Consider the following 13,825-nt stretch of genomic DNA (forward strand, 5'->3'; position numbering starts at 1 on the left):
ACTTTATGGGTACGGGAGTGATTTTTTGTGATTATATTGCAAGCCTCACATATTTATAAATATTACGGTGATGTTCAGGTACTGAACGATGTCAACCTGACCGTGCGGGCGGGTGAAAGGATCGGTCTGGTGGGACGAAACGGGGCGGGCAAAACCACCCTGCTGAAAATTATGACCGGGCAGCTCTCCGCCGACGCCGGGGAAATAATCAAAGCCAGGCAAACCTCAGTCGGTTACCTGGCGCAGGATGGAGGGCTGCAGTCAAACCGCACTGTACGGGAAGAAATGCTGCAGGTATTTACCTCCCTCATACAACAGGAAAAGCAATTGCGCGAACTTGAAATAAAGATGGGGCTGCCGGAAGTTACGTCCAACCCGGCATTACAGGTCAAAATAACAGCGGAGTACACCGACCTCCGGGAATCCTTCAGCCGGAACGGGGGATACGGGTACGAAGCCGGCATTCGCAGCGTGCTCCACGGATTGCAGTTCGGCGAGGAATACCATGACATACCGGTAAGCCGGCTGAGCGGTGGCGAGAAAACACGCCTGGCCCTGGCCAAGCTGCTGCTGGCCAAACCGGAAGTGTTGATTTTGGACGAACCGACGAACTACCTGGACATGGAAACCATGGGCTGGCTGGAAAAATTTCTGCAAACTTACCCCGGTGCCATACTGGCCGTATCTCATGACCGTTATTTTCTGGATGCCATTGCCGAAACAGTTTATGAACTGGAGTTCACCCGCCTGACCCGTTACAGCGGCAACTACTCGCGCTATCTGGCACTAAAGGCGGAAGAAATGGAACGCCGTGCCAAACAATATAAAAAACAACAGGAAGAAATAGCCCGGCTGCAGGATTTTGTGCAGCGCAACATCGCCAGGGCCTCCACCACCGGGCGGGCTAAAAGCAAGCAAAAACTGCTGGAAAAAATCAAGCCATTGGAAAAACCCGCTATAGATGACAAAAAAATTCACCTGACCCTGGGCGCAGCCAGACAAAGCGGGAAGGAAGTCCTGGAAGTGAAGGAATTAAGCGTGGGGTACGGTAACCGGCCGGTGGCCCGCAATATAACATTTACCGTATACCGGGGCGAGCGGGTGGCCTTGCTGGGCCCCAACGGCACCGGCAAAACCACCCTGCTCAAAACGGCGGCCGGGTTACTGCCGCCGCTGGCCGGCCGGGTGCGTACCGGTTATCACGTGGCCGCGGGTTATTTTGAACAGGAGCAGCGACAGCTGACCGGGAACAAGCAAATCCTTTATGAATTATGGGACGATTACCCGCACATGGAAGAGCAGGCGGTACGTTCCGTGCTGGGCAGGTTTCTTTTCACCGGCGAAGATGTGCTGAAAACCGTGAATGACCTGAGCGGGGGCGAGAAGTCCAGACTGGCCCTGGCCAAACTGATCTGCAGCCAAACCAACTTCCTGCTGCTGGACGAGCCGACCAGCCACCTGGATATTCTCAGCAACGAGGCCATGGAGGAAGCGCTGCTCAATTACCCGGGCACCATCCTTTTTGTATCCCACGACCGTTATTTCATCAATAAAATAGCCACCCGCATTATAGAATTGACCCCGGACGGCGTTAACATCTACCACGGCAATTTTGAGTATTACCAGCGCAAAAAAGCGGAACAGGCGGCCCTGGTAGAAACCGGCGGCGACGCGCCTTTATCCGAAGCCAAAAAGAATTTCCTCCAGCGCAAGGAAATACAACGGGAAGCAAGAAAAAAACAGCGCCGGGCGGAACAACTGGAGCAGCTCATCAGCGAAACCGAACAGGCTGTCGCGGACCTGGAGCAGGAACTCTACCGGCCCGAAGTGTACAACGATCACGCGGTTTACCGGGAAAAAAGTTCCGTCCTGGAAAAACTCCGCGCGGAACTGGAGGACTACCTGGCGGAGTGGGTGGAGCTGGCGGAAGAAAACAGCGGGTAATTAACTTGCGGTACAATATACGCGAGGTTGATAGTCTGAACTAAAAAGGGGACTGGCTCTTTTTTCGCTTTTTGAAAAAAGTGCCTGTCCCCTTTTTAGTTCTTTTTTCGCTTTTTGAAAAAAGTGCCTGTCCCCTTTTTTGCCTGGCTCCGGTAAAAGGGGGACAGACCTTAATGCCGCTATCGCGGCACCAGCAAAAGGATGAAAAAGTCTGCTGGGGGGCCGGTGGCTCCCCGCAAGAGATGTACGAAAGCGCCGGTAACAGCACCCGGCGAAGTACCGGTCAAAACCGGACGAGCGGGCGTGATGCCCGCGAGAGCCCGAACTGAGCTAGGATGGCGAATTGAGGGCGGTCCGGTTTTGACCGGTGCAAGCCGTTGGTGCTGTCGGTGCTGAAGTTCTGAACGCAGCGGGGACCACCGGCCCTAAAAGGAAGATACCAATCTTTAAGACAGTCCTTTCAATACCCTGACCAAATCAGCCCAGGTTTCCACCAAAAAATCCGGCCCGGCGACCTCCAGCTCCGCACGGGACGCCATACCCCAGGTCACCCCCACGGTAATCACCCCGGCATTGCGCCCCGATTCAATATCAAAATAACTGTCACCTACGAATACCGTCTGCTCCGGTGCGGCACCGAACTTTTCCATACCGCGCCGCACCGGCTCGGCGTCGGGTTTGGGCTTTTCCACATCTTCCAGAGTAACCAGATGATCCAGGTAACGCCCCAGGCCGGTGATGGCGATACCCCGCTCCGCCATGGGCCGGCGCTTTGAGGTCACCACTCCCACGCCCTTGACCAGAGGCTTGATTTCCGCCAGAGTTTCCGGCGCCCCGGGAAAAACCTTGATATATTCATCATGAATCTCCAGCTGGTATTTTATGTAGCAATCAAACAACTCCTGCCACCTTTCCCCGGCGAACTGCCGGCAGGCATCGCGCAGGGGCAGTCCCACCGTTTTCATCACCGCCCCGTTTTCCCACGGAATGTCCATGGTTTCAAAAACATGGCGAAAGGTCGTTTCAATAAGAGGCAGCGAATCCAGTAAAGTACCGTCCAGGTCAAAGAGCACGTAATCCCTAAGCATGGTTCATCTCCTATCTGCAAAAAAGTTTTTTACACAAGGCTAATTATAACAAACCCGGTAATAGATGGCTATTGCTTTATCATACAAAAACATTAAATATATAACTTTACTTTGGTTCCTTGTCCCCGCATGGTATAATACACCTGTGCGGTATTCCCGGCGCATATAGGAAATAGCTCTTCACCCCGTGTTCCGGTATGCACGCTTGAAAAATATCAAAGGAGGCGAAATATATGTCCAGTGACGTATTTGAAAAAGCCAGGGCCCTGGGCCGGAGCATTGTAGAATCAGAAGAGTTCAAAGAAGTACAAAAATGTGAAAACGCAATGATCGGCAATCCCGACGCCCAGGCTCTGCTGAAAAAGTTTCATGAACTGCAGCAAGCGCAAAAGGAAAAACAGAAAAAAGGACAATCCCTGACCAAGGAAGAAGCCAGGGATTTCGAACAGGTACAGCTCAAAATCGTGGAGAATAAAACCATCAAGGCCTTTTCAGACGCGCAGGAAAAATTTCAAAACATGATGAACGAGGTCATGAAAATCATCAAGGAATCGGGTATGAAAGCAGTCAAGGAATAAAGGCGGGAGTGTCCCGCCTCTTTAATTAAGCCCGTTAGTTCAGCGCTGTTTCTCAACAATAACCGGGAGGTTGAACAATGTCCATCATTAAAGAAGCCGAGTTACCGGGTCTGGGAAAAAAATTTGAAATTTCCCTGGAAAACGGCGACCGGGTGGCCGTGGTCATTCACGACGAAGGAACCAGGGAAGTATACTATTTCCCGGAAGGCGAAGACGACCCCCTTTCCGGCGTCACCATGACCGACCAGGAAGCCAGGCAGGTCGGCTCCATTATCAGCGGTTCTTTCTACCAGCCGCGGGTGCTGGAAAAACTGGAAACAGCCGTGGCGGAATTAAAGATCGAATGGCTGGAAGTGCGGGACAATTCTCCGGTCGCCGGCAAGAATATCGGAGAACTGGGCCTCAGGAAAAATCACAGCATCACCGTCATTGCCGTCATTGAGGACAAACGAAAAGGCAAAACCCTCATTAATCCCGGTCCGTCATATGTTTTTACACCGGGACATACCGTTGTGGCGGCAGGCACAAAGGATAAAATGAAACAATTTGAAGAACTGTTGCAAAAAAGCCCGGCAGAGGAAGATGACCGTTGAGCCCCAATATGATTTTAAATTTGGGCCTGGCATTTACTTTCATCAGTCTGGCCATATATATTTCCAATAAAATCAAATTCTCTTCCATCCCCTTTTTAATTTTGGTCGGTATGCTAGTGGGCCCGCACGCTCCGGAGGTGTCCGGCATCTCACTGGCGCTGGTGCAGCGCACCGAATCCATAGACTTGCTCTCCCGGCTGGGTGTTTTACTGATGCTCTTTTACCTGGGGCTGGAATTTTCCGCCGGCAAGCTGGCCGCCACCGGTCCGGCTCTGTTTAAGGGCGGCACCGTTTACGTGGGCTTGAACTTCGTGCGCGGGCTGGTTTTCGGCCGGCTGTTCTTTCAAAACTGGCCGGAGGCATTTGTGGTGGCCGGTATCACGGGCATTTCCAGCAGCGCCATAATCACAAAATTATTAGTTGATTTAAAAAGAACCGCCAACCCGGAAACGGAATTTATATTGGGCATCATGGTGTTTGAGGATGTTTTTCTGGCTATTTACCTTTCGGTGCTTTCCGGGCTTCTGTTCAGCGGCGGGCATTTGGCGGCATGGGATATAATCCCCGGCATTGCGTTGATTTTCCTGTTCATCATTTCCATCATAGTACTGGGGCGGCGCATCGGGGCGCTGCTGGAGCCCAGGCTGTCCATCAAGTCGGCGGAAAGTTTCGTGGTCATCGTGTTTACCATGCTGCTGTTAACCGCCGTGCTGGTGGAAACCATCCACATCGCCGAGGCCATCGGAGCGCTGCTGCTGGGACTGGTGCTGGCGGAGACCGTCCACTCCAAGCGGGTGATTCAATTCATTACCCCCATGCGGGACCTTTTTGGCGCCGTTTTTTTCTTCGCTTTCGGGCTGGAAATAGATTACCGGCTTTTCGGCAACGCCGTTTACATCACCCTGGCTGCCGTGCTGATGACGGTGTTGGGCAACATTTTCACCGGATTACTGGCTTCCTGGCTGGCCGGCTATAAAGCCAGGCGCGGTTTTAACGTGGCCTTCACCATCATCGCCCGGGGCGAATTCGCCGTCATCGTGGCCAGCCTCGCCGTAACCGCCGGGGTCAGCCAGGTGTTACCCGCTTTCGCCGCCCTGTACGTTTTAATTTTAGCCTTTATCAGCCCGGTGCTGGCCAAACAATCCCGCAGTTTTTACCAGGCCTATACCAGGGTGGTTGACTTGATTCCCCGGCCGGGAGTATCTTCCGGCAAAGAAAATTAGTAAGTATTAAATTTTAAAGCACAGACAAAAACCGCCCCGTTGACGGAGCGGTTTACTTTTTCATTATACAGGTTACCACAGTTTGTATGCCGGAATTTTACCAGATGCCGAGGATTTTCCACCAGAACCCCGCCAGGCCGAAAATGACCAGGACCAGGGAAACCAGGAACAGCACGGAACCCGCCTTCAGGTAATCCGAAGCCTTTAGATACCCGGGGCCGTACACAATGGCGTTGGCCGGGGTGCCGATAATCAACAGGTAGGCAAAAGCCGCGCCCAGAGAGGTAGATATACCGATGGCAAACGGTGATGTTTTGGCCAGGTCAGCCACCTGCAGCAGGATGGGACCCAGCACAGCCACGGTGGGGCCGTCGGCCATGGTATTGGTGGTAATCGCCGTGATGGCGGTGGTGGCCGCCAGCAACGGCAAGCCCGACTTGATCCCCAAAGCGCTTGCCAGGGCCAGGAAGTTCTGGGCCAACCACATGGCGGCACCGGTACTGGCCAGCATGGCTCCCATGGAAATGGCGCCCGCGTACAGCAACACCACGCCCCACTGGGTTTGTTCCTGCAAGTACTTCCAATCCACCAGGCCGAGAATCATTGCCAACACGGCACCCATAATAGCAATGTTACCCAACCCCAGGTGCTCGCTGGCGGTGATCCAGAGCACCAGCACCGTGAGGAAGAGCACCAGGGCCATCTTGGCCTGGGCGGTCATGGGCCCGGCCGAAGCCATTTCCTTTTTAATTTCTTCCACTGCTTTGGATAAATCGGTTACTTCAGGTTTAAACACTTTGGTGAGCCAGAACGTAACAAACGGAATCATGATAATGGTGAACGGCATACACATAAGCAACCATTGGCCATAACTTATGCTAATATCATATTTGTAAAGAAAACCGATCATCAGCGCGTTCCGGGCTCCACCGGACGGTGACGCCAGACCGCCGATAACACAACCGTAAGCAATGGCAAGCATCAGCAGTTTACCCAACCGGGGCACCTTGTTGATGCCGCCGGACAGCGATACAATACCCATACCCACGGGCAGCATAATGGTGGCGGTAGCGTGTTCCGAAATAAAACCGGCGCTGAAGGCGCAGAAAGTAGTGATCCCCAATACCACGCGGTTTACTTTGGTTCCCGCGACGTTCAATATGGCCAGCGCAATCTTGTTGTGGATATTATGCTTGACAAGCATGGCGCCGATCATGAGCGCACCCATAATGAAGCCGACGGCGTCGTTCATGAATGTCTTCGGCACATCACGGAATGAAGAGAGCCCCATGACCACCTGATATGAACCAATGATCAGAGCCACCGCCGGCAGAGGAATCGCCTCGGTGAAGAAACAAATCACTACAAAGGCCATCAGGCCGACGGCGTATTTACCCTGTACGGACAGTCCCTCCGGCGTGGGCATCAGGCAGATGGCCGCAGCCACCGCGGCAGCCAGCAAAAACCATTTTCTCTCACTAAAGAATTGAGCCAGAAAACTTTGGGACTTACTCTCCAGTCCCGCAACCTGTTGTTCAGCGTGGGCTTTCAAAGCCAACCCCCCCAACTCTAGTTTTAACCTGAACAAGTTTATCACCGGATTAATGACCGGCACCGACATTCAGACAGCCAAGATTACACTTAATTTCACAAGGCATATTATTAGTCCTAAACTACTTTGTTAGATAATTAACAAATTAAAATATGGTGAAATATATCACTTTAGTCCTTAAAATAAAGATATGCCTTCTCCCGTTTATCCCCTCCTTTGTTACTACATTTTTGGTCGCCGGCACCATTCGTTGGCGCAAACCGCTGCTCGAATTTGTGCAATATGTAACTTATTAAGATTATATACGCTGCCGTCGTTTTTGACAACTACTTTTTGTCACCATGGTGAAAAATTTCAAAAAGAAAGAAAAAGGGGATAGGCTTTTATGCCGGGTAAAAAAGGGGACAGGCACCGTAAAAGGGGACAGGCACCATTTTCAAAAAACGAAAATGGAGCCAGTCCCCTTTTACGGTGCCTGTACCCCCTTAACGTCTCTTCAATTACGCATGGAAAGGGCAATGCGGGAGCGTTCCACATCCACGGACAGCACCCGCACCGTGACCACATCGCCCACCGAAACCACATCCAGCGGGTGACTCACATAATCATTGGCGAGTTCGGAAATGTGCACCAGGCCGTCCTGCTTAACCCCGATATCCACAAAAGCCCCGAAGTCTACCACGTTGCGCACCGTACCTTTTAACACCATGCCCGGCTTGAGGTCTTCCATGCCAAGCACGTCGGTACGGAAAACGGGCGGCGGCAGTTCTTCGCGCGGGTCCCGCCCCGGGCGCGCCAGGCTCTCCACAATATCCCGCATGGTCGGCACCCCGGCGTCCAGTTGCTTCGCCACCTCGTCAATATTCAGCCGCGCAAGTTTGGCCCGCAGGGCCGAGCCACCGATGTCCCGCATATCAATCCCGATCGAATCCAGCAACTTTCGAGCCAGGGCATACGATTCCGGGTGAATGGGGGTGGCGTCCAGCGGGTTATCACCATCGCTGATGCGCAAAAAACCGGCGCACTGCTCGAAGGTTTTAGGCCCCAGCCGGGGCACCCTGGCCAACATACCGCGGTTTTTAAAACGGCCGTTTTGTTCCCGGTATTTTATTATATTGTCCGCTACGGTGGCGTTGATCCCCGCCACGTATTTGAGCAGGGGCGCCGAGGCCGTGTTCAAGTCCACCCCCACGTAATTAACCGCCGATTCCACCACTTTGCCCAGGCTTTCATTTAATTTCTTGGGCGCGACATCATGTTGATACTGGCCCACACCAACGGCCCTGGGCTCGATTTTCACCAGCTCCGCCAGCGGATCCTGCAGACGGCGCGCAATGGAAACGGCGCTGCGCTCCGCCACGTCCAGTTCCGGGAATTCCCGGGCCGCCAGTTCCGAGGCCGAATAAACGCTGGCCCCGGCCTCGCTGACAATGGTATAAGCCAGCCCCGGTTTACCGTGTTTTTGAATGAAACCGGCCACAAACTGCTCGGTTTCCCGGGATGCCGTGCCGTTGCCGACAGCGATGGCCTGCACTCCGTACTGTTCCACCACCCGCGCGAATACAGACTCGGCCTCCCGTATCTTTTTCTGGGGCGGCGTGGGGTAAACCACCCCCACTTCCAGTAGTTTGCCCGTTTCGTCCACCACAGCCCACTTGCAGCCGGTACGATAGGCGGGATCCACCCCCAGCACCGCTTTGCCCCGCACCGGCGGCTGCAACAACAGGCTGCGCAGGTTGCGCGCAAATACCAGCACGGCACGCGACTCCGCCCCCTCAGTCAATTCATTGCGGATTTCGCGTTCCACGGCCGGTGCGATGAGCCGCCGGTAAGCATCCAGTACAGCTTTGCGCACCAAATCCGTGGTTGCCGCCCCTTCTTTCACGAAGCGGCGGGAAAGCCAGGTAATAACATTTTCCTCCTCCACTTCCACCGACACCTTGAGATATTCCTCGCGCTCCCCCCGGTTAACGGCCAGCACCCGGTGCGGGGCCACCGCCCGCACCGGCTCCCGGTAGTCATAATACATTTGATAAACCGATTCCGCCCCCGCATCCCGGGCCCGGGTGGCCAGCACGCCCCGACGGCGGGTATAATCGCGTACCCAACCGCGCACATCGGGGTCATCGGCCACCTGCTCGGCCACAATGTCCATGGCCCCCTGCAACGCTTCCTCCACCGACGGCACGGAATCCGTCAAAAAAGCCTCTGCTTTGGCTTCGGGGTTGCCCGACCGCGGAAAGGAGACCAGGTATTCGGCCAGCGGCTCAAGCCCCCTCTCCCGGGCCACACCGGCCCGGGTCTTGCGTTTCTGCCGGTAAGGCCGGTACAGGTCCTCCACCTCGGTGGGCCTGGATGCGGCCATAACCCGCGCCCTGAGTTTCCCGGTCAGCTTGCCCTGCTCCTCGATCAGCCGGATCACCTCGGCCTTGCGCTGCTCCAGGTTGCGATAATACTTGACCAGTTCTTCAATACGGCGAATCTGCACCTCGTCCAGTTCACCGGTGACTTCTTTTCGGTACCGGGCGATAAAAGGCACGGTGTTCCCTTCGTCAAGCAGCCGCACGGTGTTTTCCACCTTCTGCCGGGGTATCTCCGTTTCCCGGGCGACGATCTGTAACAGGTCAACTTGCTGTTGGGTATCCAAAATTACTCCCTCTTTCTTTTCGGTTGTTTGTCGGGATGCAGCGGGGCCGCCCCACAGAATCCCGCCTTCTAAATATTTACCCCCGGGAATATGATTATTATTAACAACCATCCACCGGAGGTGATGTTTTATTGACACAGGGAAATGTGAAGCCGGCCGCTGCCCGACAGGATCATTTAAACAGGTGGTGCGCGCTGCCCACGCTTTACCCGGAAATCAGGGTGCAGAGACCGAACCGCTATTACGCCGAATTGCTGCTGGAAGATTACGCCGGGCAGGTCAGTGAAATGACCGCCATCAACCAGTACTTTTATCACCACGTGGTATTTAAAGAAAAGTATGCCGACCTGGCGGCACTGGAAGAATGTATTTCAATTATTGAAATGTGGCACCTGGAAATGCTGGCCGAAACCATTCTCCTGCTGGGAGTCGACCCCCGGATCAGGACCCTGACCGGCAACCAGACAGTGTATTGGAACGCAAATTATGTATACTACGGCAATTCCGTGTGCGACCGCCTGGCCGCCGACATCGCCGCGGAAAAATCAGCCATTGTCCAGTACCGCAAACACCGGGATTTGATCAATGACCCTTACATAGATGCGATACTGGAACGGATTATCATGGACGAACAGCACCATTTGCGACTGTTTACCGAAGCCATGGATAAGTATTGTCGATAAGGCGTTAAAAAGCGATTTCCCCTTTTTCGTCAATGGCGGTTCCCAGGGGTTCGGATAATGCCTGCAGCCTTTGAATTATAACTGTATGTTTTTTTTCGTCCGCCGGTACAGTGAAGCCGTATTCAATCCAGGCGGGAATGACCCGCGCCCCCGTAATCCCCCCGGGGCCGGCGTCTGCTTGCAAAATTGCGCTCTGCCGCCCCCGGACATCCCTGGAGACGGTAAAAATAAAGTTGCCCAAACTGTAAGCAATTAATCCCTTGTTATATATTTCCAACCCTTGCAGCACGTGCGGGTGATGTCCCAAAACAACGTCCGCCCCCCGGTCCACCAGGTTGTGGGCCAATTTTTTTTGCGCTTCCGTAGGCCGATCGGCCAGTTCCTTTCCCCAGTGCACGGATACTACGGTAATATCGGTTCTGGCACTGAGGTCCTGAACCAACCGGTAAACCAGGTCGTAGTCGTACCCGCCGGCCAATCCGGGGTGTCCGGCACCCGCCACCCACCACCCTTGGGGGAAAACATAAGAGAAAGCCAACACACCGATGCGCAAACCATTTTTTTCAATCAGCACCGGAGAGACGGCCCGGAGCAAATCTTTGCCGGCACCGGTGGACACAATGCCGTTATCCTCCAGTATTTGCAATGTATCCGCCATGGCGGCGACGCCGAAATCGAGTATATGATTGTTGGCCAACGTAAGCACGTCAATTCCGGCGTCCCGTACGCCGGCCAGGGCTTCGGGCTGCGCCAGGAAAGTATATTGCTTACCGAGCACCGGTTCATACTTTTTGCCGCTGACTGCGCATTCCAGGTTGCCCAGGGTGACATCGGCTCCGGCCAGAATATCCCGCACCCCCTGCCAGGGATAGCCCGGTCCTTTTTTCTCAATCACTTCCCCCACCCCGGAAGCGAGCATAATGTCACCCACCATGCTTATAACCGCAGTCCTGTCATTCCCGCCATTTGCATCAGCCACACCGCCGCCTGCGTTTATCTCCCGGACACCGCCCCCCTCCGAACGGGACCGAAAAAAAGCGTCTGAAAATCCATACCACCTGAAATCATCACCTGTTTTCGTACCCACCGCCAAGCAAGCAAACCATGCCAGAACGATACCGCCGGCAATCAAAACCGGCAGAATAAAATGTTTCTTATTCAATAAACTCTTATCTTTCATTTTACAAACCTCTATTGACTGTTTCATTGCTAATTATACTATAGACATTAGTACAATTGCGCTAATAAATAAAAAAGCACCGGCCCTGCCCGTCACCATTTCATTGAAATAAAAAATGCCCGCCAGTCCAGTGGAAAGATGGCAAGCATTTTCCTGCTATGGCCGGTTGCCCCCCACGCCGGGCAGCGCCATGCTTAAACCAAGCCCGATTAAAACACACCCGGGCAGCCATTGTATTTTACGACCGATATTTTGTTTGCCGCTCAGCATGCTGCCGATTTTACCCGACAGCAAAGCGATTACTGTCAGTACCAGCAAGCTAAGCAAAAAATAAGATAACCCCAGAACAATCATCTGCAGCGCCGGCATCGCAGCCCGGTGATCAATAAACTGCGGCAAGAAGCTGAGAAAAAACAAAGCCATTTTGGGATTCAGCACATCAGTTACAAAACCTTGCCAGAATAAACTGCCGGACGATTGCTTCATTCCGGTTTTATTCAGACTGAGGTTTTGTTTGCCGGCTAAATTTTTCACACCCAGGTAAATTAAATAAACCGCACCCATATACTTTACCGTATAATAGGCAACCATGGAAGTTTGCAATAACAGCGCCAAGCCCAAGGCCGCCGCCAGCGTGTGCACAATCACCCCGCAACACACGCCCAGGGCGGAAAGAACGCCGGCCGCGCGGCCCTGGACAATGCCCCGTGAAACGATATATACCATGTCCGGACCGGGCGTGATGATTAAAGCCAGCGCCGCTCCCAAAAACAGCGCATAATGCGCAGAGAATAGTACCATAGGTTTTGCCCCTCCCCATCGTTTCAGCACCCACAAAATATTACAGTATCATATTCAAAAAGGCCCGGGTCCGCTCGTTTTGCGGGTTGGTAAAAATCTCTTGCGGGGTGTTTTCCTCCACAATCACGCCGTGGTCCATGAAGATCACCCGGTCCGCCACCTCCCGGGCAAACCCCATTTCGTGCGTCACCACCACCATGGTCATCCCCTCCCGCGCCAGTTCCTTCATTACGGTCAATACTTCGCCCACCAGTTCCGGGTCCAGGGCCGAGGTGGGCTCGTCAAACAGCATTATCCTGGGGTTCATGGCCAGCGCCCGGGCAATGGCCACGCGCTGCATTTGCCCCCCGGAAAGGTTCTGGGGGTAAACGTGGGCTTTGTCGCTCAAGCCTACTTTTTCCAGCAGCTTTAATGCCGTCTGGTTAACCTGATCCCTGGGCAACCCCAATCCCTTCACCGGCGCCAGAGTGACATTTTGCAGGGCGGTCATGTGGGGAAAGAGGTTAAATTGTTGAAAAACCATACCCACCTCGGTGCGCACTTTGTTGATGTCCGTTTTGGGGTCGGTCAGGTCATGGCCGTTGACAATCACTTTGCCGGAGGTAATACCTTCCAGGAGGTTCAGGCAGCGCAGGAAAGTGCTTTTCCCCGAGCCGGACGGGCCGATCACGCAAACCACTTCCCGCTCGGCGATCTCACAGTCGATGCCCTTCAAAACTTCCAGTTCGCCAAAGCTTTTATGCAGATTCTCCACTTTTATGATCAACTTACATCCAACCTCTTTTCCACAAATCTCAGTACGGTTGAAATAGACAACGTCATGGCGAGATATAAAACCGCTACCATGGTATATATTTCAAAGGCGGCAAAGGTGGCCGATATGACAATTTGCCCCTGCCTCAGCAACTCACCCACGGCAATAAAGGCAAAGAGGGAGGTATCCTTGAGGCTGATAATGAACTGGTTGCCCAGGGGCGGAATCATGCGCTTGAAAGCCTGCGGCCACACTACGTAGTAAAATGTTTTAAAGCTGCTGAGCCCCAGGGAACGCCCGGCCTCTACCTGGCCTTTGTCAATTGATTGCACGGCTCCCCGGACGATTTCGGCAATATAAGCGCCGGAATTGATGGCTATGGCGATAATCCCCGCCGGAACGCTTTCTATTTTCCAGTTGATGGTCTGCATAAGCAACTGGTTAACACCAAAATAAAGATATAATGCCTGCACCAGGATGGGCGTTCCGCGTATCGCCTCGACGTAAACGGTGGCTATACCGTAAAGCGGCTTGTTTTTGGACGTCCTGGCCAGTCCCGCCGCGGCTCCCAGCAAAAAACCGAAAAATAAGCCGGCAATGGTTATGATAATAGTTAATTTTATGCCGCCCAGCAATAGCGGCAGAGCATAGATGGCAATGCCCCAATCAAGATTAAAACCACTGACCACTAAAAACACCTCGTTCACTTGTTATTCGACAAATCCCAGGAAAAGGCGCGCTTGATTCTGTTCCCCCGGCGCGCGCCTTGTGGTACTTTAATC

General features: G+C 53.5%; 13 protein-coding genes. 6 read left to right on the forward strand and 7 right to left on the reverse strand.

Annotated elements, in window-relative coordinates; all coding sequences use genetic code 11:
• The first annotated feature begins 27 nt into the window (after nucleotides 1–27).
• Both BM299_RS00170 and BM299_RS19140 read left to right on the forward strand, forming a co-directional pair.
• Nucleotides 28–1,944, forward strand: coding sequence for an ABC-F family ATP-binding cassette domain-containing protein (locus BM299_RS00170; protein WP_092481446.1), 1,917 nt, complete (start codon nucleotides 28–30; stop codon nucleotides 1,942–1,944).
• 173 nt (nucleotides 1,945–2,117) lie between these two features.
• The gene (locus BM299_RS19140) at nucleotides 2,118–2,273 is read left to right on the forward strand and encodes a hypothetical protein (protein ID WP_165608106.1); all 156 of its coding nucleotides are present in this window, start codon (nucleotides 2,118–2,120) and stop codon (nucleotides 2,271–2,273) included.
• A 117-nt stretch (nucleotides 2,274–2,390) separates the two neighbouring features.
• Here BM299_RS19140 and BM299_RS00180 read toward each other — a convergent pair whose 3' ends face one another.
• On the reverse strand, nucleotides 2,391–3,032 hold the full coding sequence (locus BM299_RS00180) for an HAD-IA family hydrolase (protein WP_092481448.1): 642 nt from the start codon (nucleotides 3,030–3,032) through the stop codon (nucleotides 2,391–2,393).
• A gap of 233 nt (nucleotides 3,033–3,265) precedes the next feature.
• On the opposite strand from BM299_RS00180, the gene BM299_RS00185 reads away from it, so the two are divergent.
• The 3 genes from BM299_RS00185 (at nucleotide 3,266) to BM299_RS00195 (ending at nucleotide 5,426) form a co-directional block, all read left to right on the forward strand.
• Nucleotides 3,266–3,610 (forward strand): YlbF/YmcA family competence regulator, encoded by a 345-nt coding sequence (locus tag BM299_RS00185; protein ID WP_092481449.1) that lies wholly within the window; start codon nucleotides 3,266–3,268, stop codon nucleotides 3,608–3,610.
• 77 nt (nucleotides 3,611–3,687) lie between these two features.
• Nucleotides 3,688–4,203 carry a cation:proton antiporter regulatory subunit gene (locus BM299_RS00190; protein WP_092481450.1) on the forward strand — a complete coding sequence of 172 codons (516 nt, stop codon included), beginning with the start codon at nucleotides 3,688–3,690 and terminating at the stop codon, nucleotides 4,201–4,203.
• Nucleotides 4,200–5,426: a cation:proton antiporter gene (locus tag BM299_RS00195; protein ID WP_092481451.1), complete on the forward strand. Its 1,227-nt coding sequence runs from the start codon at nucleotides 4,200–4,202 to the stop codon at nucleotides 5,424–5,426. The genes BM299_RS00190 and BM299_RS00195 overlap by 4 nt, the downstream gene beginning before the upstream one ends.
• 97 nt (nucleotides 5,427–5,523) lie before the next feature.
• Here the strand turns inward: BM299_RS00195 and BM299_RS00200 are convergent, their stop codons facing one another.
• Nucleotides 5,524–6,978 (reverse strand): SLC13 family permease, encoded by a 1,455-nt coding sequence (locus tag BM299_RS00200; RefSeq protein WP_245779574.1) that lies wholly within the window; start codon nucleotides 6,976–6,978, stop codon nucleotides 5,524–5,526.
• Nucleotides 6,979–7,474: 496 nt separating this feature from the next.
• Nucleotides 7,475–9,625: a Tex family protein gene (locus BM299_RS00205; protein ID WP_245779575.1), complete on the reverse strand. Its 2,151-nt coding sequence runs from the start codon at nucleotides 9,623–9,625 to the stop codon at nucleotides 7,475–7,477.
• A 131-nt stretch (nucleotides 9,626–9,756) separates the two neighbouring features.
• On the opposite strand from BM299_RS00205, the gene BM299_RS00210 reads away from it, so the two are divergent.
• Nucleotides 9,757–10,308 carry a ferritin-like domain-containing protein gene (locus tag BM299_RS00210; protein WP_092481453.1) on the forward strand — a complete coding sequence of 184 codons (552 nt, stop codon included), beginning with the start codon at nucleotides 9,757–9,759 and terminating at the stop codon, nucleotides 10,306–10,308.
• Between the two features lie 4 nt (nucleotides 10,309–10,312).
• Here BM299_RS00210 and BM299_RS00215 read toward each other — a convergent pair whose 3' ends face one another.
• The 4 genes from BM299_RS00215 to BM299_RS00230 form a co-directional block, all read right to left on the reverse strand.
• Entirely contained in the window at nucleotides 10,313–11,488 is a 1,176-nt protein-coding gene (locus BM299_RS00215) for a CapA family protein (RefSeq protein ID WP_165608107.1), read from the reverse strand.
• A gap of 156 nt (nucleotides 11,489–11,644) precedes the next feature.
• Nucleotides 11,645–12,289 carry a LysE family translocator gene (locus tag BM299_RS00220; RefSeq protein ID WP_092481455.1) on the reverse strand — a complete coding sequence of 215 codons (645 nt, stop codon included), beginning with the start codon at nucleotides 12,287–12,289 and terminating at the stop codon, nucleotides 11,645–11,647.
• A gap of 40 nt (nucleotides 12,290–12,329) precedes the next feature.
• Complete coding sequence (locus BM299_RS00225) at nucleotides 12,330–13,052, reverse strand: amino acid ABC transporter ATP-binding protein (RefSeq protein WP_092481662.1); 723 nt, start codon at nucleotides 13,050–13,052, stop codon at nucleotides 12,330–12,332.
• Nucleotides 13,052–13,732, reverse strand: a complete 681-nt coding sequence (locus tag BM299_RS00230) for an amino acid ABC transporter permease (RefSeq protein WP_092481456.1) — start codon at nucleotides 13,730–13,732, stop codon at nucleotides 13,052–13,054. The genes BM299_RS00225 and BM299_RS00230 overlap by 1 nt, the downstream gene beginning before the upstream one ends.
• Between the last annotated feature and the right edge of the window lie 93 nt (nucleotides 13,733–13,825).

Origin of the sequence: Desulfoscipio geothermicus DSM 3669, assembly GCF_900115975.1 — a bacterium.
In the GTDB taxonomy this organism is placed as follows: Bacteria; Bacillota; Desulfotomaculia; order Desulfotomaculales; family Desulfallaceae; genus Desulfoscipio; species Desulfoscipio geothermicus.

Excerpts from the sequence above, each read along its gene's own strand:
- BM299_RS00215 (WP_165608107.1), bottom strand. The coding sequence starts at position 11,488 with ATGAAAGATAAGAGTTTATTGAATAAGAAACATTTTATTCTGCCGGTT.
- BM299_RS19140 (WP_165608106.1), top strand. The coding sequence starts at position 2,118 with ATGCCGCTATCGCGGCACCAGCAAAAGGATGAAAAAGTCTGCTGGGGG.
- BM299_RS00190 (WP_092481450.1), top strand. The coding sequence starts at position 3,688 with ATGTCCATCATTAAAGAAGCCGAGTTACCGGGTCTGGGAAAAAAATTT.
- BM299_RS00220 (WP_092481455.1), bottom strand. The coding sequence starts at position 12,289 with ATGGTACTATTCTCTGCGCATTATGCGCTGTTTTTGGGAGCGGCGCTG.
- BM299_RS00180 (WP_092481448.1), bottom strand. The coding sequence starts at position 3,032 with ATGCTTAGGGATTACGTGCTCTTTGACCTGGACGGTACTTTACTGGAT.
- BM299_RS00185 (WP_092481449.1), top strand. The coding sequence starts at position 3,266 with ATGTCCAGTGACGTATTTGAAAAAGCCAGGGCCCTGGGCCGGAGCATT.